Annotated in this window: 24 protein-coding genes and 1 rRNA gene; 15 read left to right on the forward strand and 10 right to left on the reverse strand. The window is 44.5% G+C overall.

Going from position 1 to position 25,805, the window contains the following annotated elements; genetic code table 11:
* The first annotated feature begins 89 nt into the window (after nucleotides 1-89).
* Nucleotides 90-623 (forward strand): alpha/beta hydrolase, encoded by a 534-nt coding sequence (locus tag ACFPFU_RS02975; protein ID WP_377061335.1) that lies wholly within the window; start codon nucleotides 90-92, stop codon nucleotides 621-623.
* Nucleotides 620-889 (forward strand): alpha/beta fold hydrolase, encoded by a 270-nt coding sequence (locus tag ACFPFU_RS02980; RefSeq protein ID WP_377061337.1) that lies wholly within the window; start codon nucleotides 620-622, stop codon nucleotides 887-889. The genes ACFPFU_RS02975 and ACFPFU_RS02980 overlap by 4 nt, the downstream gene beginning before the upstream one ends.
* 107 nt (nucleotides 890-996) lie before the next feature.
* Here ACFPFU_RS02980 and ACFPFU_RS02985 read toward each other — a convergent pair whose 3' ends face one another.
* Complete coding sequence (locus tag ACFPFU_RS02985; protein WP_377061339.1) at nucleotides 997-1,614, reverse strand: 2'-5' RNA ligase family protein; 618 nt, start codon at nucleotides 1,612-1,614, stop codon at nucleotides 997-999.
* Nucleotides 1,615-2,053: 439 nt separating this feature from the next.
* On the opposite strand from ACFPFU_RS02985, the gene ACFPFU_RS02990 reads away from it, so the two are divergent.
* Genes ACFPFU_RS02990 through ACFPFU_RS03000 form a run of 3 tightly spaced genes read left to right on the forward strand, consistent with a single transcriptional unit; the run spans nucleotide 2,054 to nucleotide 4,746 of the window.
* Nucleotides 2,054-2,785 carry a (Fe-S)-binding protein gene (locus ACFPFU_RS02990; RefSeq protein ID WP_377061341.1) on the forward strand — a complete coding sequence of 244 codons (732 nt, stop codon included), beginning with the start codon at nucleotides 2,054-2,056 and terminating at the stop codon, nucleotides 2,783-2,785.
* 3 nt (nucleotides 2,786-2,788) lie between these two features.
* Nucleotides 2,789-4,171: a lactate utilization protein B gene (locus tag ACFPFU_RS02995; protein ID WP_377061342.1), complete on the forward strand. Its 1,383-nt coding sequence runs from the start codon at nucleotides 2,789-2,791 to the stop codon at nucleotides 4,169-4,171.
* Nucleotides 4,168-4,746: a LutC/YkgG family protein gene (locus tag ACFPFU_RS03000; RefSeq protein WP_377061344.1), complete on the forward strand. Its 579-nt coding sequence runs from the start codon at nucleotides 4,168-4,170 to the stop codon at nucleotides 4,744-4,746. Before ACFPFU_RS02995 ends, ACFPFU_RS03000 begins: the two co-directional genes overlap by 4 nt.
* Before the next feature lie 20 nt (nucleotides 4,747-4,766).
* On the opposite strand, the gene ACFPFU_RS03005 is transcribed toward ACFPFU_RS03000, so the two are convergent.
* The 7 genes from ACFPFU_RS03005 to ACFPFU_RS03035 form a co-directional block, all read right to left on the reverse strand.
* Nucleotides 4,767-5,339: a pyridoxamine 5'-phosphate oxidase family protein gene (locus tag ACFPFU_RS03005; protein WP_377061346.1), complete on the reverse strand. Its 573-nt coding sequence runs from the start codon at nucleotides 5,337-5,339 to the stop codon at nucleotides 4,767-4,769.
* A 32-nt stretch (nucleotides 5,340-5,371) separates the two neighbouring features.
* Nucleotides 5,372-7,333, reverse strand: a complete 1,962-nt coding sequence (locus ACFPFU_RS03010) for a heavy metal translocating P-type ATPase (RefSeq protein WP_465263021.1) — start codon at nucleotides 7,331-7,333, stop codon at nucleotides 5,372-5,374.
* 278 nt (nucleotides 7,334-7,611) lie between these two features.
* Nucleotides 7,612-8,178 carry a DUF3244 domain-containing protein gene (locus ACFPFU_RS03015; RefSeq protein ID WP_377061350.1) on the reverse strand — a complete coding sequence of 189 codons (567 nt, stop codon included), beginning with the start codon at nucleotides 8,176-8,178 and terminating at the stop codon, nucleotides 7,612-7,614.
* Between the two features lie 370 nt (nucleotides 8,179-8,548).
* Entirely contained in the window at nucleotides 8,549-9,943 is a 1,395-nt protein-coding gene (locus tag ACFPFU_RS03020) for a TIGR00366 family protein (protein WP_377061352.1), read from the reverse strand.
* Between the two features lie 317 nt (nucleotides 9,944-10,260).
* Nucleotides 10,261-10,635: a hypothetical protein gene (locus ACFPFU_RS03025; RefSeq protein ID WP_377061354.1), complete on the reverse strand. Its 375-nt coding sequence runs from the start codon at nucleotides 10,633-10,635 to the stop codon at nucleotides 10,261-10,263.
* Between the two features lie 140 nt (nucleotides 10,636-10,775).
* Complete coding sequence (locus ACFPFU_RS03030) at nucleotides 10,776-12,950, reverse strand: S9 family peptidase (RefSeq protein ID WP_377061356.1); 2,175 nt, start codon at nucleotides 12,948-12,950, stop codon at nucleotides 10,776-10,778.
* Between the two features lie 265 nt (nucleotides 12,951-13,215).
* Entirely contained in the window at nucleotides 13,216-14,436 is a 1,221-nt protein-coding gene (locus tag ACFPFU_RS03035) for a CehA/McbA family metallohydrolase domain-containing protein (protein WP_377061358.1), read from the reverse strand.
* A 175-nt stretch (nucleotides 14,437-14,611) separates the two neighbouring features.
* On the opposite strand from ACFPFU_RS03035, the gene ACFPFU_RS03040 reads away from it, so the two are divergent.
* From ACFPFU_RS03040 to ACFPFU_RS03055, 4 genes are all read left to right on the forward strand, one after another.
* Complete coding sequence (locus tag ACFPFU_RS03040) at nucleotides 14,612-15,061, forward strand: PA2169 family four-helix-bundle protein (protein ID WP_377061360.1); 450 nt, start codon at nucleotides 14,612-14,614, stop codon at nucleotides 15,059-15,061.
* 149 nt (nucleotides 15,062-15,210) lie between these two features.
* Nucleotides 15,211-16,545 carry a M16 family metallopeptidase gene (locus ACFPFU_RS03045; protein ID WP_377061362.1) on the forward strand — a complete coding sequence of 445 codons (1,335 nt, stop codon included), beginning with the start codon at nucleotides 15,211-15,213 and terminating at the stop codon, nucleotides 16,543-16,545.
* Between the two features lie 24 nt (nucleotides 16,546-16,569).
* Nucleotides 16,570-18,621: a M16 family metallopeptidase gene (locus ACFPFU_RS03050; protein ID WP_377061363.1), complete on the forward strand. Its 2,052-nt coding sequence runs from the start codon at nucleotides 16,570-16,572 to the stop codon at nucleotides 18,619-18,621.
* 64 nt (nucleotides 18,622-18,685) lie between these two features.
* Nucleotides 18,686-19,381 carry a peptidase, M16 family protein gene (locus ACFPFU_RS03055; protein WP_377061365.1) on the forward strand — a complete coding sequence of 232 codons (696 nt, stop codon included), beginning with the start codon at nucleotides 18,686-18,688 and terminating at the stop codon, nucleotides 19,379-19,381.
* 15 nt (nucleotides 19,382-19,396) lie between these two features.
* On the opposite strand, the gene ACFPFU_RS03060 is transcribed toward ACFPFU_RS03055, so the two are convergent.
* Nucleotides 19,397-19,840: a DoxX family protein gene (locus ACFPFU_RS03060; protein WP_377061367.1), complete on the reverse strand. Its 444-nt coding sequence runs from the start codon at nucleotides 19,838-19,840 to the stop codon at nucleotides 19,397-19,399.
* A gap of 87 nt (nucleotides 19,841-19,927) precedes the next feature.
* Nucleotides 19,928-21,568: a M61 family metallopeptidase gene (locus ACFPFU_RS03065; RefSeq protein WP_377061368.1), complete on the reverse strand. Its 1,641-nt coding sequence runs from the start codon at nucleotides 21,566-21,568 to the stop codon at nucleotides 19,928-19,930.
* A gap of 251 nt (nucleotides 21,569-21,819) precedes the next feature.
* Between ACFPFU_RS03065 and rpmH the strand changes: the two genes are divergently transcribed.
* The 6 genes from rpmH to ACFPFU_RS03095 form a co-directional block, all read left to right on the forward strand.
* Nucleotides 21,820-21,978: a 50S ribosomal protein L34 gene (gene rpmH / locus ACFPFU_RS03070; RefSeq protein WP_008629984.1), complete on the forward strand. Its 159-nt coding sequence runs from the start codon at nucleotides 21,820-21,822 to the stop codon at nucleotides 21,976-21,978.
* 40 nt (nucleotides 21,979-22,018) lie between these two features.
* Entirely contained in the window at nucleotides 22,019-22,378 is a 360-nt protein-coding gene (gene rnpA / locus ACFPFU_RS03075; RefSeq protein ID WP_377061370.1) for a ribonuclease P protein component, read from the forward strand.
* Nucleotides 22,379-22,396: 18 nt separating this feature from the next.
* Entirely contained in the window at nucleotides 22,397-24,055 is a 1,659-nt protein-coding gene (locus ACFPFU_RS03080; protein WP_377061371.1) for a S41 family peptidase, read from the forward strand.
* Nucleotides 24,056-24,064: 9 nt separating this feature from the next.
* Nucleotides 24,065-24,754, forward strand: coding sequence for a tRNA (adenosine(37)-N6)-threonylcarbamoyltransferase complex dimerization subunit type 1 TsaB (gene tsaB / locus ACFPFU_RS03085; RefSeq protein ID WP_377061372.1), 690 nt, complete (start codon nucleotides 24,065-24,067; stop codon nucleotides 24,752-24,754).
* On the forward strand, nucleotides 24,751-25,281 hold the full coding sequence (locus ACFPFU_RS03090; protein ID WP_377061374.1) for a DUF2480 family protein: 531 nt from the start codon (nucleotides 24,751-24,753) through the stop codon (nucleotides 25,279-25,281). The genes tsaB and ACFPFU_RS03090 overlap by 4 nt, the downstream gene beginning before the upstream one ends.
* A gap of 402 nt (nucleotides 25,282-25,683) precedes the next feature.
* Nucleotides 25,684-25,805: ribosomal RNA gene (locus ACFPFU_RS03095) — 16S ribosomal RNA — on the forward strand; the annotation flags it as partial.

Raw genomic sequence — 25,805 nt, forward strand, 5'->3', positions numbered from 1 at the left:
ATGATTGTATTAAAAAAGGTTTTCAAAAGGCTGACCTTTTGTTGGAAGTTAGGGAAATAAGAATGCATATCTCAAAAATATCAGGAGCCATGGGAAAATTATTTCTTACGCTAATACAGATTCTCTTACCCACCTACGTATTGATCTGTTCGCTGCTCTACTTTTTTCAGGAAAACCTTATTTTCTTCCCCGAGAAACTTCCCGGTGATTTCAGGTTTGAATTCGACCAAACTTTTGAGGAAATCCCTATCAAAACGCATGACAACAAGATTCTCCACTCCATTTTATTTAAAACCACTTCTCCGAAAGGGGTGATATTTTATTTACACGGAAATGCAGGTTCTTTACGCTCGTGGGGACAAGTAGCCGAGCTCTATACCCACCTCAATTATGATGTTTTCATGCTGGATTATAGGGGTTATGGCAAGAGTGAAGGCCGGATTTCCAATCAGACGGAATTATTTCAAGACATCCAAGCGGCATATGATTTAATAAAAAACAGGTATGGAGAACGGCAAATCATTGTGCTGGGCTATTCAGTAGGTACAGGGATGGCTACCCAGCTCGCCGCTTCGAACCAGCCCAAATTATTGATCCTTCAAGCCCCGTTTGTGTCAGCATGACTGATTTGATGAAGCGGCACATGCCTTTTCTACCCACATTTATTTTAAAATATAAATTGGAGAACCATAAATACATCCAGGCATGTGATATGCCGATAGTGATATTTCATGGCAAAGATGATGAAATAATCCACTGTGAGTCATCCGTTAAATTGGCCAGGCTTATTGAGACGCCCCATACCGTTGTTTTTTTGGAGAACCAGGGACACAATGGCATGACCTATCACCCTGTCTATTTAAAAGAAATCAAAAAGATCTTGCCATAAAGGAACCTGGGCTTGCCAGATCCGGGATCATACGCCTTTTTCCTTGTTTCGCCGAAATAAGTTGAAAGTAGCCAAGCTAATCACTCGAAATCCAAAGGATGATTGTTTTATTCAGCGGTGCCCCCACCTGTCTTGCCCCGGAAGGGAAAGGTACCGGCAATTGTGTAAGGTCCGATGGGGCGGCCCTCTTGCGTCCATTGTTTTTTTAAAAGAACCATTTCATCCGCCAAAAAAGCGGCATGTAAGGGTTGGTCCTGCCAGTCTTCCCAAGCACGCCTGAATTGCTCCTCCGTCATCCTTCTCGCAATGGTCATATGGGGCTTCGTGGAAAAGTGGGGGGTGAATTTTTTCCCAAGCCGCAACAACTCCTGGAATTGGGATTTGATGCCGTCAACAATGTTTTTAATCGGCTCTTGGGTTTTGACATCAGCGAACACGGTATGGGTGGGAAATTGTCCGAAACCATCCAATTCGATCTGTATTGGTGAAACCCCATTCGAAAGGTTTTGAAATTTTTCTTTGATGAGCGGTTCCCTCTCCTCAAGCTGAAAAAACCTGACCAAAGTGATGTGTGGTTTGAGGTGTGCGGCAAACCGGCATTGGTAAGCCTCCTTAAAATGTTGCTTGATGTTGACCAGTTTCTCAAAAACATCCTGATCGGGAGAAATGATCAACAGGTATTCGAAAGGTACTTTACCATCAGGTGTGGGAGTATGGGTTTCCATGGCGGGGTATTTGCGAAGCGGATAAGAACAGCAGAATCATTCCAAAAAATAAAATTCTTTTGGCTTTGAATCAATCGAATTACTGAAATAAATGATTTTTAAAGGATATACCGGGAGATAGGCTGTCTGCTATTGCCCGAATAATATGCTGTTTGCCATCACTTCAAACCCGTTGGTCTCCAATAACAGTATCTTTACTCCAACAGCTTTTTTTTATTACCTAAAACAGTACAGAGCAGGATGGATAGCATCCTGACCGCATGTAACTTACCGGCGGATTTAATTGAAAAACGGCTTACTTACCCGGTAAACCGTCCTGCACCAGGAGGGTAAATCAATGCCAAAACACTGGTTTATTTCCTTCTGGTGCTTATCTTTAAGGGACCGGACCAATGATGGCCAATAAAATTTTGTAAACCTCCCATTTAAACTCACTTGGATGAAAGTCGGCCTGTTTATCCCCTGTTATGTGGACCAGTTTTATCCCCAGACAGCCATTGCTACGCTTGAATTGCTTGAAAAATACAAGGTAGAAGTGGCTTACCCTTTGGACCAAACCTGTTGTGGACAGCCCATGGCCAATTCAGGGTATGAAAGTTCTGGTAAGGCTTCTGCCGAACTGTTTTTGAAAAATTTTTCCGATTTTGAATATATAGTGGCGCCTTCCGGTAGCTGCACCCTCCATGCAAAAGAGCATATCTTACCCCTTGACGGCAGCGGACCGAAAATTTATGAACTGTGTGAATTCCTGACGGATGTTTTGAAGGTTGAAACCATTGATGCCTCCTTCCCGCACAAAGTGGGCGTACATGCCAGCTGCCATGGCTTGCGGGGCTTACGGCTGGCCAAGCCCTCAGAGGTGGTAGGAACCGATTTTAACAAACCTCTGAGCTTATTGGAGAAAGTCAGGGATATTGAGGTGGTCAATTTGAAAAGAAAAGATGAGTGCTGTGGCTTCGGCGGTACGTTTGCCGTCTTTGAGGAGGCCGTTTCAGTGAATATGGGGAAGGACAGGATAGCTGATCATCAAGGTCAGGGAGTGGAAATCATTACCGGGGCGGACATGTCCTGTCTGATGCATTTGCAGGGCATTTTAAAGCGGGAGAAAAGCCCCATCAGGGTCATGCACATCGCAGAGATCCTCAACGGAAATAAACCTCAAAATAATTGATTCATGGCAACAGGAAGTGTCAAAACCCATGCAGCCGCGGCAGAAGAATTCCTTAAAGACGGGGAAAGGAGTCACTGGCACGACGAAACGCTCTGGCATGTGCGGCAAAAAAGGGATACAGCGGCCCAAAAACTTCCGGAATGGGAAAGTTTAAGGGATGTGGCCTCCCAAATCAAAGACTACGTTCTTTCCCATCTTGATGGATTATTGCTGCAGTTTGAGCAAAAAGCCAGAGAAAACGGCATCGAAGTGTTTTGGGCAAAAGACGCAAAGGAGCACAATGAACATGTCTACCGCATCCTCCAGGAGAACAATGTGACTAAGCTGGTGAAGAGCAAATCCATCCTCACAGAAGAATGTGGTCTCAACCATTTTCTCGAAGAAAAAGGCTATGATGTGGTGGATACCGACCTGGGAGAACGTATCATCCAGTTCAATAAACAGGTTCCCAGCCATATCGTCATGCCGGCCATCCACTTAAAAAAAAGGGAGATAGGGGATATTTTTCATACGCACCTTGGTACAGAAGCCGGAGCTGATGATCCGGGCTACCTGACCGAAGCTGCCCGCCAGCATTTAAGGCAAAAATTCATAGAAGCCGACGGGGCTGTTACCGGGGTCAACTTTGGTATTGCTGAAACCGGAGGATTTGTGGTCTGTACCAATGAGGGCAATGCAGACATGGGAACCCATCTGGCGGATATACATATTGCCTGCATGGGAATAGAAAAGCTTATCCCCCGGGCTGCCGATCTGGGCGTGTTTTTGCGGTTACTCGCGAGAAGCGCCACGGGCCAGAGCATCACCAATTATACTTCCCACTTTCACCGTCCAAGACCCGGCAAGAAAATGTATTTGATTCTGGTGGATAACGGCCGTACGGCCCAACTGGGCAGGGAGGATTTTAGGAATTCATTGAAATGCATAAGATGCGGGGCATGTATGAATACTTGTCCCATTTATCGCAGGAGCAGCGGCTTCAGCTACAATGCCACTGTACCGGGCCCCATCGGCTCCATTCTTTCTCCCGGTACGGATCTCAAAAAACACAGCAGCCTGCCTTTTGCTTCTACCTTGTGCGGTTCCTGTTCCGAGGTATGCCCGGTAAAAATCAACATCCATGAGCAGCTGTACAAATGGAGACAGGTGATCACTGAAGAAGGCCCCCCCCAGCCTGCCAAAAAGTGGGCGATGAAATTCGGAGGCATGGTCATGTCCAAACCAAGATTATATGATTTTCTGGGGAAACTGGCCAGAAGATCACTGAAGAACAGTCCTAAAGGCCTGATATACAACCGCTTCAATGCCTGGGGTAAGAAAAGGGATCTGCCTGACGTGCCTAAAGAAAGTTTCAAGGAATGGTATCAAAAAAACAGGAAATCATGAGCAGCAGGGAACAAATTATGGAAGCCATTCAGAAAAATAAGCCAAGGGCCACGCCTCTGCCCGAATTGCCGGCTTATGCGTCACCTGCAGACAGGACAGAACTCTTCAAAACCAGTCTCGCTTTGAATGGCGGGGAAGCGATTGAAGTTCAATCCCTTAAAGAAGTGGAGGCATGGCTGAGCTCGGAATTTTCTGCCGATAAAATCAGGGTTTCTATGATTTCCGACCTTGCGGGTGACCTCGATGTCCAAAAATTGGACGATCCGCATGAACTGGAGAATGTGGAGGTGGCATTGCTGGAGGGAGAGTGGGGTGTAGCGGAAAACGCCGCCATTTGGCTGCCTGAGGAAAAACTCCTGCACCGTGCTTTACCCTTTATTGCCCAGCATCTGGCGGTTGTACTCAGAAAAGATAAAATCCTGGGCAATATGCATGAGGTTTACCAAAGGATCGATGTATCGGATCCAGGCTATGGGGTGTTTATTGCAGGCCCCTCCAAAACCGCGGATATAGAACAGTCCTTGGTGATCGGGGCTCATGGGCCCAGAAGCATGAAGGTGTTTCTGATGGACTGAGTACTTTATCCCCGCAAAATTTACGGCGCCATCCAAGTTTTGGTCCACGTTTCCCCCTGCCGTACAAATTTGGCCCTGACATGCGTATGTCCGTCGAGCTGCAAAGCCCATATCTCATGCGGCAGTACCCTTATTACCATGAAATGGCAGTCAGCAAGATGGATGTCCCATTCGTAAGCTTCTTCCGGCTTTGAAATGGTTGTGCCAGGCGCGGCAATTTGATGGTAACCTTGCTGTGAGGGTCTATCCAGTGTTGCCCAGAAAGTTTTTGATGGCCGATCCTGGTGATGGAGTGAAACGGTGCCTTTAATCCGGATCTGGGTTCTTTTTTCCGGATGGTAAAAGAGCAGCGCCACCTGCTCATTTTTATTCAATTGCCCTATTTTATTGCTTCTGCTATCCGTAAAAATATAGAGACCAAGGTGTTCGTCCACTTCTCTTAACACCACGCAGCGCACATCCGGTCCATTTGCTGACTGACTTGCAAATGATACTAAGCGGAAAGGGTGCCGGTCTTCCGTCACGCCTTTGCGCAGTTCGGCGGCTACCGTTTCAAAAACGTGGTGGAGGGAATCTTTTGAGGTAAATAACATCACTTTTTCGGTTTTTTTAAAAGCTGTACATTTCAAAAGTGTTTGTTGATCCGCACGGCGTTTAAGATGGCGAGCAAAGCCACGCCCACATCGGCAAACACTGCTTCCCACATTCCTGCTATTCCTCCGGCGCCAAGTACAAGCACCAGTAATTTGACACCAAAAGCCATGGAGATATTCTGCCACACAATGGCTTTAGTGGCTTTTCCAATGCGCATGGCGACGGCGATTTTGCTGGGTTGGTCGGTTTGAATGACCACATCCGCGGTTTCTATGGCCAGGTCGCTGCCCATTCCACCCATGGCAATACCGACATCAGCCAAAGCTAACACAGGTCCATCGTTGATCCCATCTCCTACAAAGGCTACGGTTCTGTCTTTGGCCCGCTTCAGCGCTTCCAGCCGGGCCACTTTTTGTTCCGGAAGCAAGTCACCGTAACCTTTGTCCAGTTTGAGCTCTTTTACCAATGCTTGGGTGACCGCATCCCGGTCTCCTGAAAACAGAAAAATAGATTTGATGCCTGTTTTTCTTAGATCCCCAATAGCCTGCTGGGTATCCTGTTTGATTTCATCCGCAATAATGATACGGCCGCAATATTTTTCATCAACCGCCACATGGATAATGGTGGAGCTTTCATGATCCGTCTCGGACTCCGTGTGGATTCCATTATCCCGCATGAGAACCGCATTGCCCACCACCACTTTATGGCCTTCTACCAGGCCTGTTAAACCTTTCCCCGATACCTCTTGCAATTTCTGAGGTAAAAATACTGGCTTATTTGTTTTTTTGGCGAATGAGGTGATGGCTTTGGCAATGGGATGGGAGGATTTGCTTTCTAAAGAGGCTGCCAAAGCCAACCAATCGGCATGTGGGGTATCCGATGCATGCACCTTCTGCACTTCAAACACCCCCTTTGTCAAGGTGCCGGTCTTGTCCATGACCACCGTGTTTACCTTAGTAATGAGATCCAGATAATTGGAACCCTTGAACAGGATGCCATTGCGGGAGGCGGCGCCTATTCCCCCAAAATAACCCAAGGGGATCGAAATCACCAGCGCACAGGGGCATGAAATTACCAAAAAGACCAAAGCCCGGTAGAGCCATTCACGAAACTGGTAATCGTCTACCCAGAAATAAGGAAGAAGGGCCAATCCTATTGCCATGAATGTGACAATTGGGGTGTATATCCTGGCGAATTTTCTGATGAACTGCTCAGGTTTGGCTTTTCGGGAGGCCGCTTCCTGTATAGCTTTGAAAATCTTGGACAACGAACTTTCCTGAAAAGGTCGGATAACCTTCAACAGGACCAAACTGTCCAGGTTAATCATGCCCGCCAGCACTTCTCCCTCTTTCCTTCGGGTAATGGGCCGGCTTTCTCCGGTGATTGCCGCAGGGTTAAAGCTCCCGTGTTCTGTCACCATGATTCCGTCCAGTGGCACCCTTTCCCCTGCCTTCACTTCAATGGTTTCCCCCACCGCGACGGCTTCCGGAGAAACGGGAATGACATTTCCTTTCCGATGGACATGGGCCAGATCAGGCCGCATGTCAAGCAGGGCCTGGATGTTTTTTCGGGCCCGGCTGACGGCTTTATGTTGTAAGGACTCTCCTATAGTGTAAAAAAGCATCACCGCAACCGCCTCTGGATATTCGCCAATGGCAAATGCGCCCAAAGTGGCAATTCCCATGAGGAAAAATTCGGTGAACACGTCCCCCTTCAGGATGGATTTCCACCCCTTAACCAGTACCGGAAGGCCGACTGGAAGATAGGCGACGGCATACCAAGCCAGACCGGGTAAATCCGAAAACTGGCTGATATGGAAAAAATACTCACCCACCAATCCCAAAACCAGCATGACAAAACTAAAAATACTCGGTCCCCAAGTGCTGAAAAATTCATTTCGGGGAGGAGTAGGTTTTAACTCCCTGGGAGCTTCATCTGCCCGGGAATTATCACAACAGGAGTCTTTATAGGTTTTTTCAGTGGTCAGCACAATGATATAGTTAGAGATAAACGGGTACCTGATATCCGAAGGCAAACGCATTGCTCACTTCAAATGTACATCCTAAATGCATGCACGGAAATTGCATCTTGAAAAATCTTTATAAAATAGGTAGCAGAGCGAAGTTCAAGGTCAGACTTTAAGCCGTGGCGTTACAACATGCCTTTTTGCCGCCTTGGGACACGCACTTGCAACGACTAAGAAAAAATTATATAAAAAGCCCCCAGCAATCACCGGGGGCGAAACCAGAATCACCGTTCGTAATCCTGAAATCAATCAAAATAAAAGTATTTCATTTTTCCGGATGCATCGGTCACCCGCATGTAAACATCGGATGTTTTCAGATCCTTCAGTACATAATTTTTTTCGAAGCCACCTAAGACATGAATGTTATCAGTGGCAATTTTTCTGTGGCTCTGATTATAAATGGTTACGGATGTGCCAGGTTTTTCGATACCTACCACCTTGAGGGAGATGGTGTGGGCATCGACGACATTTGCATAGGCCAACAGTTTTTTCTCTATGGGTTTCCTGCTTGACACCTCAAAATTGACCTCTTCATCTTTTGTCTCCACCTTTACTCTGTATTTTCCCTCAGGCAGCTGACTGAGATTAAACGGAATCACCAGAGGCTCATTGGCGCGGAAAAGATTTCTATCTATCATCCGTCCTTTGCCATCATAGACTGAAATATGAACCCTGCCCACTGCTTCTTTCAGCGTTACGCTGAACCTTTGGTCTTTTGTTTCTATGGAAGTTACTTCCATCAGGCTTTTGTCACTGGCATAGCTTGTGAAAAATATGCTCAAAGCCAGTACTGCGGTCATTAAAGTTTTCATGGTTATGAAATGTTTAGATTGTTTCTGTTTTGATGACCCAATTGCCAAACCTGTACCATGAAAATTTTGGAAGGAGCCAATTAAACCGCGAAAAAAATTTTTTCAATTAGATGCAACCCTCTATAAATAAGGCGGTTATTGTTTCTGTATTGAGACTGGACAACTGTCCGGGTACTTTGTACTGTTACCGATCACTTATTCAGGTTTTTAGAAGCACTTAGTGTACTGCACAATCTTGGGACTATCGGAAAATAAAAAAAAATATTTTTTATAAATATTTCATTTTCTGATAATTAAAACGTAACGGTGTACGGTATTGTACAGTTGTTGTTCGCTCTACATACACTTTTGATTATCATCTTAATACAGATTATAGTGGGAAAAATGTAACCATCAAGGCTTCCAGAATAAAATATAGGATAAACGGGATGATCAAGTGGCCCAGTACATCCCTGGCCTGGAGGTATAATCCTTTACACATCACCGGAACGATCGTCAGAAAGAAGAAGGGCTGCAACAGGTTGGTCAGGGATTCCCCGTAAGCGATGGCCATGGAGGCCCGGGCCTGCAACGGCTCCGGATCCAATCCTGATTCATGGGCGAGATTGGCAACAGCTTTTAAAATACCAGGGGCCAAAACGGCAAACTCCCCTCCGGCCGAAGGTATCGCGAAATTAACGATTCCCCCTGCTAAAAACGCGTAAAAAGGATAGGTGATCAGATTGGCATGGGAGGCTAAAAATACCGCGATGGCGTCTCCCAGCCCTGTATGGAGCATGATACCCATGATGCCTGCATAAAAAGGATATTGAAAGACGATGCCGGAAATATTCGATGAGGCCCGCTTCATGGCCAGAACATACCTGAGCGGGGTTTTATGGAGCGTCATGCCGGTCATCAGAAAAATGAAAATCATAATCGGCAGGTCGAGACCAAACCCCTCTCGGATAAAGCGTTGAAAAATATATACCCAGCCCATGAGGACTACTATTCCTGTGATCCAACTATTTCCGTTGAGATAATCTGAGAATGTTCTTTTTCCTCCTGATAATTGTAACGCCTCTGTCTCAACCGAAAGCTTCTCCTCAGGTTCTTCCAAAATGCACAATTGATCAATAGGAATGGTTTTGTCTTTGGGCTTCAACAGAACCATCAGCAAAGGCGGCAAAGTAAAAATGAAAAGGATAAAAAACAGGTTCAGCGTGGAGCCGAGAGTGATCCCGGTAGATAGGGTGTCTGATAAAATGCCGCTTTTGATAAGAAAATTATCCGGGGTATTGAGCAGCAGGGGTATGGAACTGGAAAGGCCGGCAACCCAGCCATGAAAGGTCAGATAAACACATGCGACCAAATAGGGATAATCAATCCCTTCGACTTTTTCAGCCAGCTGTCTGGCAAGCAGCGCCGTCATCACAATCCAACTCCAGCTTACCAAAGTGAACAGCGCCCCGAACAGCATAACCCCAAGATACACCTTTGTGGGGGAACTGAGCCATTTGCTGAGATGATCAACCCCCTTTTGTATGGGGGGAGACAAAGCAATGGCAAAACCCGTCACAAGGATAAGGACCATCTGCATCCCAAAATCCAAAAGATCCCAGAAACCTGTGTACCATGCCTCCAGTACCGTCAAAGGACCCGAAGGGGTATAGATCAAGGCCAGAAGGACAACCAGTATCGTCAGCAGCAGGGCAAACACGAAAGCATCCGGCATCAGTCTTTTGAAACTTTCAGAAAAACTTTCTCCAAGTCGCCTTATCATCATTGGATTTATTGGTTTGATAGAACAAAGGCCAAGGTCCTGCTTGTATTCCAACCCGTAAAGTACTTTTTCAAAAGAGCGGACAGGCTGCATTCGTGGGTGAAATCCACCGCGGTTTTTCCCACTGAGTTGGAAGCTGCCTTATCCGTGCCTAATGGAGGCTCTTTATCGTGTTGTTGCAGGGCGATGAGATGAATTGGTGCCGCTAGGAGACAGGGTACTAAAAATAAAGCGTATAACCGGTGCATGGATAAAGGATAAAAGGTTATAGACGGTACAATTAACGGCGTAACTTATCTATGGAAAGCTATCCGCCACAATTAAAATTTCATTCTGCCCCGGTTCCTTCTTTTAAACGTTCCCTTTCGTCTTTTGTTGGTAGTATAGAAATTATACAGAAAGTTGATGCAAAACACGGTTATGGTTAGGGGAACAAAAAAAGAAGGCAGCATGCTTTTGATGCCCAACAGGACCAACAGGGCAGCGATGATTCCTATCTTAAAGGAGGTGTGCCCTTCAGGATAAGTTCCCGAAATGATGATCAGGCTGATGACCTCTATTACGACCAGGACCAAAATCATAATGGTCAGCAAATAGGGGGTGGTCATGCCGCCAGCGATAAAGTACCATGCCGCCAGGGCAAACAATACTGCGAGGCTGATACTATGCAGGGAGGTATTGATCCTTTCTTTCATAGTTTTGGTTTAAAGTTGGTTTTAATATAAAATTTCGTTGCGATTAATCCAACTAAAGCCCAGAAACTATTTGGAAAGGGCAGCAAAAAGCGCCATCCCCTATACCTTTTATAAAAGGCAGGATAGCGCTTCGTATGCCATTAAAGTTTTTCCTTAATAAAATCCGTCATCATGGAATAGAGATGCCAGCTGGTATTGCCCCCATATATACCATGGTTTCTGTTAGGATAATAGAAGGTCTGAAACTGCTTATCAGCCGCGATCAGCGCATCTACCAAATCAACGGTGTTTTGAAAGTGGACATTGTCATCTCCGGTTCCATGGATAAGAAGAAAGTTGCCTTTGAGCTTATTCACATGGGTAATGGGGCTGTAGTTATCATAGCCGGCAGCATTGAGCTGGGGGGTCTGAAGGTACCTTTCTGTGTAAATGGTATCATAATACCTCCATGTAGTGACCGGAGCAACGGCAATGGCGGTTTTAAACACGTCATTTCCCATCATGATGGCTAACGAGGACATGTATCCGCCGTAGGACCATCCCCAGATGCCGATTCGGTTGGCATCAACATAAGGCAAGGCACCAAGGTAACGCGCCGCGGCGATTTGATCTTCTGTTTCCAGTTTCCCTAGGTTGGCATAAGTGACATGCTTAAAATCCCTTCCACGACCTCCGGTACCTCTGTTGTCTACACAAGCCACGAGATAACCTTCTGACGCCAAGCTCTGGTGCCAAAAATCCCTGATACCTCCCCAGGAGTCCTGGACATTCTGGGAGCCCGGGCCACCATATACATACATCAAAACCGGATATTGTTTTTGCTCATCAAAGTCAGCGGGCCTGATGATATATCCATTTAAGGACGTTCCAGCCTCTGTTTCAAAACTAAAAAACTCTTTTTCCGGAAGATCATATTGGGAAAGTTTCTCCCGAAGTTCCCGGTTATCTTCCAACACTTTCAATTGTTTTCCATTATGGTCGCGTAAAGTAATGTTCAGTGGACTGGATGCCGTGGTGTGGGAATTGATAAAATATTTGAAGTCCGGACTCATGTTGATGCTGTGGGTGCCTTCTTCGGAGGTAAGCAGTTTTTTCCCCTTTCCATTCAGGTTGATCACATACAGGTGTCTCTCTAAAGGGGATTTTTCCGTAGATACATAATAGATTTTTTTATTTGCCTCATCTACTCCCACAAGCGCTGTCACTTCCCAGTTGCCGGATGTGATCTGCCGGATTTGCTGCCCCTTGCTGTCATAATGGTAGATGTGTTTATGGCCATCTTTTTCAGAGGTACTGATGATCCCTTGGTTTCCGGAAAGGTATTGAAGGTTATCATTGTAATCAAGGTCAACATAGGTTTCCGATTTTTCCGATAATAGGACGTGGCTATCCCCGGTTTGGCTATCTGCATGGAGCAGATCCATCCGGTTTTGGAGCCGGTTGAGCCGGATGAAGGCAAGGGTTTGGGCTTCCCCGGTCCAGTAGATTCTTGGCAAGTAAATGTCTTCTTCATTCCCTGCATCCATTTGTACGGTTTTTCTTTCTTCCAGATGATATACATGAATGCCGACCTTGGCGTTTTTTTCTCCTGCCTTGGGGTATTTGAAGAGGTAGTCCTTCGGATACAGACCACCCCAGCGCTGCATATTGAATTCCGGTACTTCACTTTCGTCGAACCGTATGAAAGCAATCTTCTTGCCATCGGGTGACCATTCGAAGGCCTTCGCCATGGAAAATTCCTCCTCATAAACCCAATCGGCGGCGCCGTTGATGATATGGTTTTTTTTGCCATCATGTGTCACCTGATGGATTTCGTTGTTTGCCAGGTCGGTATAAAAAATGTCGTTGTCTTTGACGAAGGCAACCTTGGTATTGTCGGGGGAAAGTGTGGCATAAGAAATTTTGTCGCCCCCCATGAGTTCAAGTGCAGTCCCATCTCCCAGATCCACCACATGATAAACGGCTTTGGTCGAGCGGCGATAAATACTTTCCACTTCTGAAGCAAGGAGTGCTTTGGTTTCATCGGGATTCAGGGAATATTCCGTGAAATTGATGCGGAGTTTGCCGCCATCCACCAGCACTTCCTCCTCTTCTTCCGTAGAAAGGTTGATTTTTACCACCTTTGGAGCAAATTCCCTTACCAGCGTGCTATAATATTGTCCATCCTTCATCCAATTGACACCTTGGACTGTCTTTTGATTAAATACCCCTTTTTTGAAGATATCTTCCAGCGTGACTTTTCTGCCCTGCTGGGCAAAAACAGGCACGAATGTCATCAGCAAGTAGAAGATTCCTGCGAATTTAAATCTGCTCATCAATCCTAAAATTTTATTTTTTGGCTTAAAGATAAAAAAATTGGTTTTACCAAAAAATCCCGGCCGTCCTGTAACGAATCCGCAGCAGTGGTCAACGTCCCATTCAGTTATTCAAAGACGATATAAAAAGACGGCGCTATTCCTATTGATCAGGTTCTATCCCTTTGTTTCCGAAGCAAGTTCATGACCGGATTTAAAGGACGGGTGAAAAAAATTCAGGCCGATTTTTCGCTATCATCGTCCGCCAACGGCCGCCATCAATGTGCTATTGTCGAGGCCTTACGGGCTGGGTCCAAGCCAGCTGGGAGGTCATATTTTCCACAGGGTTGTCCTGAGCTTCGGAGGAGGTAATTTTGCAGCGGACAAAAAGGATGTCTTTCTCCAGTTGATAATCCGCACTGACACCTTTTACTTCTTTGAGGACCTGGGTTTCTTTATCCCCGGTTCTGCATCCTATAAATTCGAAAATATACTCTACACCCTCTTTTTGAATGGCATTGATGGTGAGCGTATTGTTCTCGTAGCGGATTTCATCCAGTTCTACTCCTGTAGTGGCATAAAAATCCCCCGCTTCGAGGGCCTCGATCAAGGCACCTGCTTCCAGGGAGTCTGCTCTTACCATTACCCATCCCCTGCCTGCATTGCTGAACTGACTGCCTTTTCGATGATAATTGTGGCTGTCGTCAGTAGCCAGCCCAAATAAGAGCGGCTGGCCTTTTTCCAGGTAGGCAATGTTGATAAAATCCCACATTTCCTCGGTACCCAGGCTGCCCCTTTCTTTATCGCCAAGATTGTTTACCTGTGGATGCCCGTTATAAACTTCAAAAAACCGCTCACCCTTCAGCCGGACCATATCCTCTAAGGTGATTGCCCATCTGAAGTTAGGATGGTTGATATGGACCATCATAGGCTTGCCCGTTTCCCGGCGCTGTTCCAATACGGCATTGATGTTGTTTTGGAGTACTTCCACGATGCTTTCACCTCCCTGTGGCATGATCAGTTTCTCCAGGTTGGTGACATTGAGATGGAGGGGTTTCCCGTCGTAGCCATCCGAAATTTCCTCCGCCGGTAACATCAAAAACCGTTCTCTTTGCTCAAATAAAGGTGCATATTCCGCAAATGTTTTAAGTTTTACCTGTATTTTGCCATCTTCTTCCCGATAATTTACCCAATCTTCCCCATATTCATCCAGATAATTCTGAAAGCCGTTTTGGTAGATGCTATCGTCCCTTATGGTTACCCATTTTTCTCCTTCCGCAAAAATATTGTGATCCGAAAGCGCCACGAAATGATAGCCGCTTTCTTTATACCAGTCCATGATGATTTCGGGAAACTCGTCCCCATCGCTCCAATAGGAATGGGTGTGAAGATTGCCCTTGTACCATTTATGTCTATCCGGACGGATTTGTTCGCAGGAAGAAGCCCAACAAAAGGTAAAAAGTAGGCCTAATAGAATCATCCTTCCGGTCAACTTATCAGTCTTCATTGTTTTTCAAAATATTGAGGTTCAGGAGAAAATTTGGACACAATATATCAAATGCCGCCGCCATATCAAAGTGCTTTCTATGGGTAACCACTTGCGGTCCCCGAAACAAAATGGGGATTAATGCTTATATTGGTGATTATATTAGAGATGTACATCATGGATTTTACTATTGTATATGGCCCAGAATAAGAAACTTATCAATTATTTGAATGATATGTTGGCGCACAATGTAGATACTGTCCGAGGGTATCAGGATGCAGCCAGAAATGTAGTAAACGAAACACTGAAAAATTTTTTTATCAGCCAGGCAAAAAAAAGGCTGTCGTTGTCGGAGGAACTCAAGGCGGAAATAACCGCTCAGGGGGGTAAGCCGGTAGAGGAAGCCAGTTTTTTTAATGTGTTCCAAAGATCATGGACCAACTTTAGAACCTCTTTGAACCATGATAATGAAAAGGAAGTCTGTAAATTCTGCCTGTCTGCCGAAGAAAAGTCCATTAGGGAATATGATGTGATCCTTAGGAATCAAAATCTGGTTTCGGAACGTTTCTACAAGGCTGTCGAAAATCAAAAACAGATAACCTTGGAGGCGAAGGAGGCGTTACAAGCGATGAAGGAACAGTTCTAATGAAACGCCTTTTCCTTCACTTTGCCTAGGCTAACGAATGGGTATTTAAGAAATATTTTATATTATTGATACTTGTTGGCATTATTTTTAGAAGAAAAATTTAAAATTATTCATGGGTAAATCCATTGAAAACCAATAACCTAATCCCTATGAAAAAACAGGTTTATATGCTTATGTGGGCTTGTCTGGTGAGCGTTCAGGCTTTCCCGCAGAACAGTATTGAATTCGAAGAATTCACTTTGGACAACGGCCTGCATGTCATCATGCATCAGGACAACAGTATACCTATAGTGGTTACTTCTGTACTCTACCACGTAGGTTCCAAAAATGAAGACCCGGAAAGGACGGGGTTTGCCCATTTTTTCGAGCATTTGTTGTTTGAAGGTTCGGAGAACATCGAGCGCGGACAATACACAGACCTTGTTGAAGGCAACGGCGGTGCTCTCAACGCCTTTACCAGTAATGACGTGACTTATTATTATGAATTGATGCCTTCCAACTTTCTTGAAATGGCCCTTTACCTGGAAAGTGAGCGCATGCTCCATGCCAAAATAGATGAAGTAGGCCTCGAAACCCAAAGAGAGGTGGTAAAGGAAGAGAAAAGGCAGCGTTATGACAATCAGCCTTATGGATCCATTTTCCCGGAAACGCTATCGCGGGCGTATTCCCAACATCCCTATAGATGGGCGCCTATCGGGTCGCTGGACCATTTGAATGCAGCTTCTTTGGATGAATTTATGCAGTTTTACAAAGACTTTTATGTACCCAACAACGCCATATTGACCATTGCAGGGGACATAGATTATGACCAAACCCGTGAGTGGGTGGAAAAATACTTTTCTGAAATACCCAAGGGAAATAAGGAGATATACCGTCCTGATATCAAGGAGCCGAAAAAAACAGAAGAAATCCGGGATATCATTTATGATAATATCCAGATTCCGGCGGTGATCCAGGCCTATAATCTTCCTCCCAAAAACCACCCGGATGCGTATCCTCTGGAGATTTTATCCACCTACCTTACAGGAGGCAAGTCTTCTCTAATGACAAAGGAACTGGTAGATAAGCAGCAAAAAGCCCTGGTGGTGGCGGCTATTCCCCTTGACCTGGAAGACGGGGGCATTTTTATCATGTACGGTATCACCAATATGGGAGTAGAGGCAGGTGAATTGGAAAGTGAAATGGATGTGTTGATTGGTAAAGTGCAGGAAGAAGGCATCAGCGAAAAGGATTTCCAGAAACTTCAAAACATCATCGAGAATAATTTGGTCAGCAAAAATGCCTCATTGGAAGGCATTGCACAAAACCTTGCTGAATCCAGGTTATTTTATGGAGATACGGGATACATCAACAGGGAACTGGAAAAATTCAGGGAGGTGACCATCGAGGATATTCAACGGGTAGCCAAAGATTATATGACTTTGGATGCGAGGGTTGTCCTTTATTATCTGCCAAAATCCCAGCAAACGTCAGAAAATCAGTAATTTATTGCTTTAGCCTTTACCATTATGAAGATATTTAAGTTAAGTTTCAGTTTCCTTTTTGTCCTTCATTCCGCACTTTATGCGCAGGTGGACAGAAGCGTATTTCCGGAACCGGGACCGGCTCCGGAAATTGAATTCAATGATGCGGAGTCCTTTGAGTTGGATAATGGGCTCAAAGTCTTTGTGGTGTCCAATGACAAGCTTCCCCGGGTAGCCTTTTACCTGGTGTTGGACCGGGATCCACTATATGAAGGGGATAAGGCCGGCTTGACAGGCTTTGTGGGAGAGATGATGATGGCAGGCACTTCGGGCCGTACTAAGGACGAATTGGATGAGGAGATTGATTTTATCGGTGCCAGTATCAGTGCGGGTTCAACATCCCTTTCTGGTTCATCGTTGAAAAAGCATCAGGAAAAAGTACTGGAACTGATGACGGACGTGCTGTACAATCCGGTATTTCCTGAGTCAGAACTGGAAAAACTCAAAAAACAGGCTTTGACCAGTTTGGCTTCTTCCAAAGATGATCCGGATTATCTGGCAGGGGTGGTTTCCAGCGCCCTGGTATATGGCAAAGATCATCCTTACGGAGAAACCCAAACGGAAAAAAGCATTGAAAATGTGACTCTTGAGGACATCCGCGAATATTACCATACGTATTATAAACCCAACATCGCCTATCTGGCCATTGTGGGGGATATCCAAAAAGACGAGGCAGAGAAGCTGGTAGAGCAGTATTTCAGCAAATGGGAAAAAGGAGAGGTACCTAAAAAGAGTTATGAAATGCCTACCCCGCCAAGTGAAAGCCGCGTGGCTTTATTGGACCGGTCAAACGCCGTGCAATCAGTTTTGAATTTGGGTTATCCCCTGGACATGCACGTTACCAACGAAGACTTTTTGGCTACCAGAGTGCTGAATTTTATCCTTGGAGAAGGGTTCAATTCCAGGTTGAACGCCAATCTCCGGGAAGACAAGGGATATACCTATGGGGCGAGGTCCAGCATCGGTTCGGATCGGCTGGTGGCCCGGTTTTCAGCCAATACCTCCGTAAGGACCGAAGTAACGGACTCCGCAGTTTACGAGATGATCTATGAAATCAGAAATCTGGCGGAAAACGGCATCACAGAGCAAGAACTCAAGACCGCCAAGGCCAATCTCAGCGGCAGATTTGGAAGGTCACTGGAAAATCCCTCTACCATCGCCTCTTTTGCCATCAACATCGCCAGATACGGCCTGCCTGAGGATTTTTACAGTAGCTACCTCCAACGGCTGGATGCCCTCACCGAGGAGGAGATCAACCACGCTGCAAAAAAATACCTCAAGCCTGAAAACCTGCATATCACAGTAGTAGGCAATGGATCCGAAATTAGAGAAAAACTGCAGCAATTCGGAGAAATCCGTTTATACAATAATAGGGGAGATGAGGTTCAGGAAATTCAGCTTTCTGAAGCAGACCTGACCGCAGAAGAGGTAATATCGAAATATCTGGAAGCCATAGGAGGCAGGGATGCTGCTGAAAACATAACTACTGCCAGAATCTCCATGTCCGCCGAAATACAGGGAATGAAACTTGACATGATCTCTCTTCATGATGCCCCTAATCAAAGGATGATACAAAAAGTAGTGATGATGGGAAACGAAGCATCCAAGACGGTACTCAAAAACGGTGAGGCCGTAGTAAGCGCCATGGGCCAGTCACAGACGTTAACAGATGAGCAATACGAAGATGTCAAAATGTCTTCGCTGTGGATCGTTCCCGAACTGCATTACGAATCTTTAGGATATACGCTTTCCCTGGAGGGGATTCAGGACGTGGATGGCGAGGCCGCTTACAAAATCACGGTTGGCAATCCTACAGGAGGTAAACTCAGCAATTATTACAGCGTGGATTCAGGGCTTAAACTTCGGAGCGAGAATGAATTGTCCGGGGAAACCGATTATATTGCCTACGAAACGTTTGAGGGAGTGAAACTTCCCGTGGAGATTTCTCTGAAAAACCCTATGATTCCCGTTCCCTTAAATTCCAAAATTGAAAGCTTAGAAGTGAATGTACCGTTTACAGATGAAGATTTTAATTGATTCAAACGGCAAATTTTAATTATTCCTAGCAAACAGCATGATGTACAATAAAATGAGATTCTGGATGGTACTGTGGATTACGTGTACCACTATGTATCCCGTGGTTGCTGAACAAGTGACTATGGACGGGGTGAAAGAAAAATCCCCACAAGAAGTTATTGATGATTATATCCAATCTGTAGGCGGTGTGGAAAAGATCAATGAAATCAAGACCCTGGTTACGGTAATGGAAGCGGAGATCCAAGGCATGTCTATTGAAATGAGTACCAGCAGGGACCTTGAAAAAAAACGGCTGATGCAGCAGACGGTCATGAATGGGAATGTGATGCAAAAAACCGTGGTAAAGGATGGTGAAGGTTATATGTCTGCCATGGGACAAACCCAGACCCTGGAAGGTGACCAGCTCGAAACCATCAGTACCCAGTTGTACGCTTTTCCTGAGATATATTATGAAGATTTGGGATTTGAGTTGGAGATGGGAGAAGTGGAAGAAATTGAAGGGGAACAAGCATACACACTTATCGTCACCACTTCACAGGGATTGGAAACCAAGGAATATTATAGCGTCGAAACCGGACTGAAACTGATGATCTCCTCCGAAGTAGCCGGCGACATTTTATTCAGTAATTATGAAGAGGTGGAGGGGATAAAATTCCCGATGAAGATGAGCATCACCAATCCCATGCTTCCTGTTCCCATGGAAGCCGAGGTTATTGCTGTACAGATCAACGAATCCCTGGATGATTCCTTATTTCAATGACTCCGCCTTCTTTTCTTACCAATGGGGATGCTTTTTCATAAATTCATCCACTGAAAATTTTCCTGATCCATAAATAAGAAATACGATCAGCAGTATTAAAACGGACAACGAGATTTCGAATTCCAGATTATTGGATACGGATAGGAATCCCTGATCAATGTTCACAAAGAATACAGCTCCCAGCAAAATAGGGATTTGAAAGATGATGGCAAACCGGGTCAACAAACCCATTGCTATCAATATTCCTCCTACCAGGTGGGCAAATGCTACATAGTGCGCCAAGGCCATATGAAAGAAACCGAGATCCATCTCGTGGATCAGGCTAAGCAATGCATCCGTATTCGATATAAACAGGATTCCTTTATATAGAATAAACAGTCCCAAGGCAATGCGAACGAAGTCGATCCATCTGGGATGATGGGTGTCCGCCCAATGTTCAATTTTGTGAAGTGTGTCCATGGCCAGTGTTATTTTGTGTTTACAGTATTTTATACGATTTGATGGTGGCCATTGTTGTTGCTCACGAAATAATTAATAATCCTGTGATCAGCTCACCCAAACTTTCTGCTTAGGATTTGAACCCAAATCGTTTAATTGAAAATTTTTATAATAGATAACAGGGGTTCTTTTAAGTTGTATGGACATGGGTTTTTCAAGCCTTATTATTTCAGTCTGAAGATGCTGTTCAGTCAAAGAATAGGAAACTATTTTGTCACCCAACATAAGTTTCTGATAGGCTTCACTTTCCGGATGTATTTTTTTGATTTCTCCCTTTAAATCGTGCACAATACCGAATAGACCTTCAAAGGGATTTTCTCTCGGCGAGGATTCGATGAAGATGCCGACACTTTTTAACTGGGAGGTCAATACCGGAAGAATATCTTCACATCCGTAAACAAACTTCCTGAAAAATTCAGGGATGTAAGGATCCCCTTTTGCAGATTCAAACACTTTCCTTTCAAAGTCAGTCATTTCATACCCTTTTTCCGGTTTACCGAAATCCCGCCACATGGCATTCATGACCTCCTGTAAAGTTGAGCCTTTATCTATCAAGATCAAATCCATACACAAAGCGATAAGGGCGCCGCGGTTATAAATACTTACTTTTTTGTCAGGTACACCTGCCTTATAGCCATCTAACCACAAATCGAGGCTGGATGCTGCAATGGACTGATTTTGCCAGCCGGAAGTTTCAAATTCCCTATTGACCATTTTTGACAGTTCCTTTAAGTAATCAGACAAGGAAAAATATCCCGACTTTAACAGAAAAAGGTCGCCCATATAGGTGGTGATGCCCTCTGCGATCAGACCGGCATCCATATAGGCTTCTTTGGAAAAATCATAGGGAAGGAGCACTTGGGGGCGTATCCTGCAAACATTCCAAAAATGATAAAGCTCATGGGAGCAAACCCCAATAAGTTCGTCATACAGGTCTTTTTCAGATAGTTGGGCGGCCGGCCCGATGGTGATGACAGTGGAATGCCGGTGTTCCACGCCATGGTAATGTTTATAGGGGAGGAGATGGATCAGGAAATGGTATTCATCGGCCGGAAACTCCCCAAAAGCTTCAATTTGTCTTTGGGTAAAAGCCAGGAAATGATCAAGTAAAACATGGAGGTCAAAGTGAATTTCTCCCTGTAACCATACATGAAAGGTCACACCATGGGTCAGGTAAGTTTCATGGACGATATCGCGGGAGGCGATAAGCGGAGTATCCACCAGATGTTGGAAATCCCTGGCCAGAAAAGTGCGATGGCCTATATGAGGCAAAGCCGTGGCCACTTTGTAATCCTCCGGCACCTGTAACCGGACCGTGACCTCCTCTTCCTCCCTTCCTTTGATGGCAAACGTGAGGTTGATAAAATTAATATACATCTGGCTGGGGTCGAGCCAACTGCCTCCTGCATCCATCTGACGGGCATAATAGCTATATTGAACCGAATAGATCCCGGCGGATTTTGCCTGGAATATCCAATTGTCCTTGGTAACCTTCTGCACCTGTATTTTTTCCGAATCAAAGAAAACAGCGAGTTTTTTAATAAATTGGGCATAGTTGGCCATTTCATATCTTCCCGGTCTCCAGGCAGGCAGTTGCATGGACACGGCTTCGTTTTCACGGCATTCCAGTTCTAATGTAATATTGAGCAGTTGAGCGGCGGGGTTTTGGCTGAAAAGGGTGTATTTCATATGTTTATAATTATTTTTCATTGGCCATAACTTGCCCCGTACCGCAGGTCGGGGTGGAATCTCGCAATCTATAATCATCCCAGTTTGTGACGATCCCGTCATGCTCGATTTCATATTAGAGATCGACTGAAACGGCAAACAAAAGTAAGCTGGTGGTTTGTAAATAAAAAAAACCTATCTATCTTTGCACTCCTTTTATTTTAAGGAAGTATCAGGATCAAAGCACATTCAGGAAATAAAATATAGCAATAATGAAAAGAACATTCCAACCTTCCCGCAGGAAAAGAAGAAACAAGCATGGTTTCAGAGAAAGAATGTCCACTGCAAACGGCAGACGCGTATTGAGGGCCAGGAGAGCCAAAGGAAGACATAAACTGAGTGTTTCTTCCGAAAAAACACTTAAGAAGTAATGCTTTTAATTTCGTATCTTCATGCGGAATTAGAGACATCATGGATTGTAGATTTCCAAAAGAAGAAAGATTACATTCTAAAAAATCAATAAAGGAACTTTTTGATAAAGGTTCCTCTTTTTTTTTATATCCTTTTAAAGTTTTTTATTTGCCCAACCCGCATACAGAAACTAATCAGGTCCTTATTTCTGTTTCTAAGAAGAGGATAAAAAAAGCAGTGGATAGGAATTTAATCAAAAGGAGGATCCGGGAAGCTTATCGGCTCAACAAGCATTTATTGTCAAGCCAAAATGAAAATAAAAAACTAATTGGTTTGGTATACGTATCTTCAGATTTAATGGGGTTTGCCTCCATAGAGCCTCAACTTCAAAAAATTCTTCGGCGGATCTCAGCATTATAACGTGAAAATTGGACAGAAATGAACCTAAAAAACAGAAAAAACCGATCACTTCTTACCATCTTGGGTGTCATATTAGGAATGACTTTTTTATTGTCGTTTTACCCAAAGAACGACAAGCTGTTTTCCATAGCCAAGAATCTTGATATTTTCGCTTCTCTGATCAGAGAGCTTGATTCTTATTACGTAGATGAAATTGATCCGGACAAATTGGTTTCAGTAGGAATCAATGCGATGCTGGAGGAGCTGGACCCCTATACCGAATTTATTCCTGAAGAGGATTCTGATGATTTCAGGATGATGACTACAGGGGAATACGGGGGGATAGGTGCATTGATCGGAAACCGCACAGGGTCCAATATGATACTGATGCCCTATAAGGGTTTTCCCGCCCAGGAGGGAGGATTGAGGATCGGAGACGAAATATTACAAGTGGATTCTGTCAATGTAGTGGATAAAAATACAGCGGATATATCCAAAATGCTCAAGGGGCCTGCCAACACCGACGTCAGTGTGACCATTAAAAGAGGGGTTGATACCGTACAGGTCAAATTGAACCGGAAAAAAATTGTCATCAGCAACGTTCCCTACTATGGCATGTTGAATGAAGAAACGGGCTACATCAAGTTAAGTGATTTTACCACCAACGCGGCGATGGACGTAAGAAAAGCTCTTGTTGATCTTAAGGCGCAGGGAGCCCAAAAGCTTATTTTGGACGTTAGGGATAACCCCGGGGGAATTCTTCGGGAAGCCATTGAAGTGGTTAACTTGTTTATACCAAGAGGCAAAGAAGTGGTAAGAACGATTGGCAAGTTGCAAAATGTCAATACCGTATACAAGACGGAGAAATCCCCGGTAGATAAAAATATTCCTTTGGTGGTGTTGATCAATGAGCGAAGCGCCTCTGCTTCAGAGATTGTAGCAGGAGCACTTCAGGATTATGATCGTGCGGTTTTGATTGGAAGAAAGACTTTTGGAAAAGGACTGGTGCAGAGCACCATTCCGTTGTCTTATAACTCGCAGGTAAAGGTGACCACAGCAAAATACTATATCCCAAGCGGACGGTGCATACAGGCGATTGATTACAGCCAGAAAGATGAGGAAGGCAATGGCAGAAATGTACCGGATTCGCTAAGGAACGAATTCAAGACAAAAAATGGAAGGATCGTTTTGGATGGTGGTGGAATTGAGCCGGATGAGGAAATAGAATCTAAAATCTATGCACCTATTACCTATAGTCTGGTGACCCGGAGCCTGGTTTTCAGCTATGCCAATGAGTTTACCCTGAAAAATGAATCCGTTCCTTCTCCAAGAGAATTTCAGATAGACGATCAGATATATGATGACTTTGTAGAATGGCTGTCAGACAAGGAGTATGATTATACTACCCGTGTAGAAAAGACAATAGCTGATTTGGAAAAATATGCTGAAAAGGAGAAATATTATGAGGATATAAAAACGGAATTGGCGTCATTGAAAAAAAGTGTAGGTCACAGCAAAGAGCAGGATTTGGTTACTTTTAAAGATGAAATCAAAGAGGCACTGAAGGACGAGATAGTCTCAAGGTATTATTATCAGGAAGGCATCGTTGAGGCTTCTTTGAACAAGGATGCCGAAATCGAAAAATCCATACAGGTGCTAAGGGACCAAAACCTGTATGCCATGATGCTAAAACCTTAAAATCATTAGATGCCGGTTATACTTTCCATAGAAACCGCAGTCTCGGTTTGCTCAGTAGCTGTACATAAAGACGGCAGTTTGCAGGGTTTGATAGAACTCCACCAAGCGAATGTACACGGTCAAAAATTAGTTCCCCTGATCAAAGACCTTTTAACCCAACTTGGCATTAAAGGGCAGGAACTGGATGCTGTTGCGGTTTCCAAAGGCCCCGGATCATATACCGGTTTACGGATCGGGGTCTCTACGGCAAAAGGACTTGCATTTGCCCACGGCTTGCCCCTTATTGGAGTGGATACTTTGGACGCGTTGGCCAGGAATGTAAAAGAGATACTGCATGCAGGTGAATTTGTTGTCCCTATGATGGATGCGAGGAGAATGGAGGTGTATTGTAAAGTTTATGATAGTGACCTGAAAATAGTATCTCCCTTATCCGCGCACATTTTGAGCGGTGATTCTTTTTCCGATTTTTTGGAAGGGGGGAGGGTTTATTTCCTGGGAAATGCCAATCCCAAAACTTCGGCGTTAATCGTCCATCCCAATGCTTGTTTTTTGGATTTGGTGAATACAGCATCCTCTGTGGGCGAAATTGCTGCCGGGAAATTTGAAAAGGGAGAGTTTGAAGATTTGGCTTATTTCGAACCGAACTACCTCAAGGATTTTATGGTTATTAAATCTAAGAAGAATCCTTTGTTGTCATGACAGAAATTGTAAATAGGGTAGCTAACAGTCCGATCGTGACCATAGATCTGGACAAGTTTTACAGAGAGGGTGAAAGGGTCATATTTGACCTTAAGCCGTTTTTATTTCAGGAGATGGTACTGAGGGAGAAAGATTATAGGCAACAATTGAAGGAACTTGACTGGACGTACTATAAAGATAAATTTGTCGCAGTTACCTGCAGTGCTGATGCCATCATTCCTTCATGGGCATATATGTTGGCCATGACTTACCTGAAGCCCGTTGCGGCTGAGACGATATTGGGTGACCAAGTAGCGTTGGAGCAATATTTGGTTTCGAAGAGCTTACAGAAAATAAATCCTGAGGATTTTCTTGACAAACCGGTGGTCATAAAAGGATGCAGCAAATTTCCCGTAACCGGATTTGTTTATGGGGAATTGATGAATTTGTTGATGCCCTTCGCAAGGAGCATCATGTATGGAGAGCCATGCAGTACGGTACCTATATACAAGCGGGCAAAGCCCCAGCGGGACCAGGGTGAGGAATAGTTTTGTGGGGCGCTCAGGCATTCATGAAATCACTAAATAATTTTCCGATATTTTTTGCTAATTATCAGAAAGAGCTATATGTTTGCATTCCCTTTTGAAAGAAGTTCGATTTGGGGGGTTTGGCACGGTAAGATATTTGAAAATTTCAAATAAAATTTTTTCAGAATTTTTGATAATTTTATTTGAGATTACGAAATAAAAATCCGATCTTTGCATTCCAATTTCGGAAAAACAATTCAAAACTGGTTTTATTTGATCAGCACGCAGGTTTGGAAAGCAAGCCTGGAAAGTTCTTTGAAGTATTGTAAGACAGCAAAAAACAATAACCTGGGTAGACCAATTTTATTGGTCGTAGAAACATATATTCTTTTGATAATATTTCAAAAGGAATTCAAACACTTTACAACGGAGAGTTTGATCCTGGCTCAGGATGAACGCTAGCGGCAGGCCTAATACATGCAAGTCGTACGGGAATCCCCTCTTCGGGGGGGATGAGAGTGGCGCACGGGTGCGTAACGCGTATG

The organism is Negadavirga shengliensis, from assembly GCF_042652345.1.
Classification (GTDB): Bacteria; Bacteroidota; Bacteroidia; order Cytophagales; family Cyclobacteriaceae; genus Negadavirga; species Negadavirga shengliensis.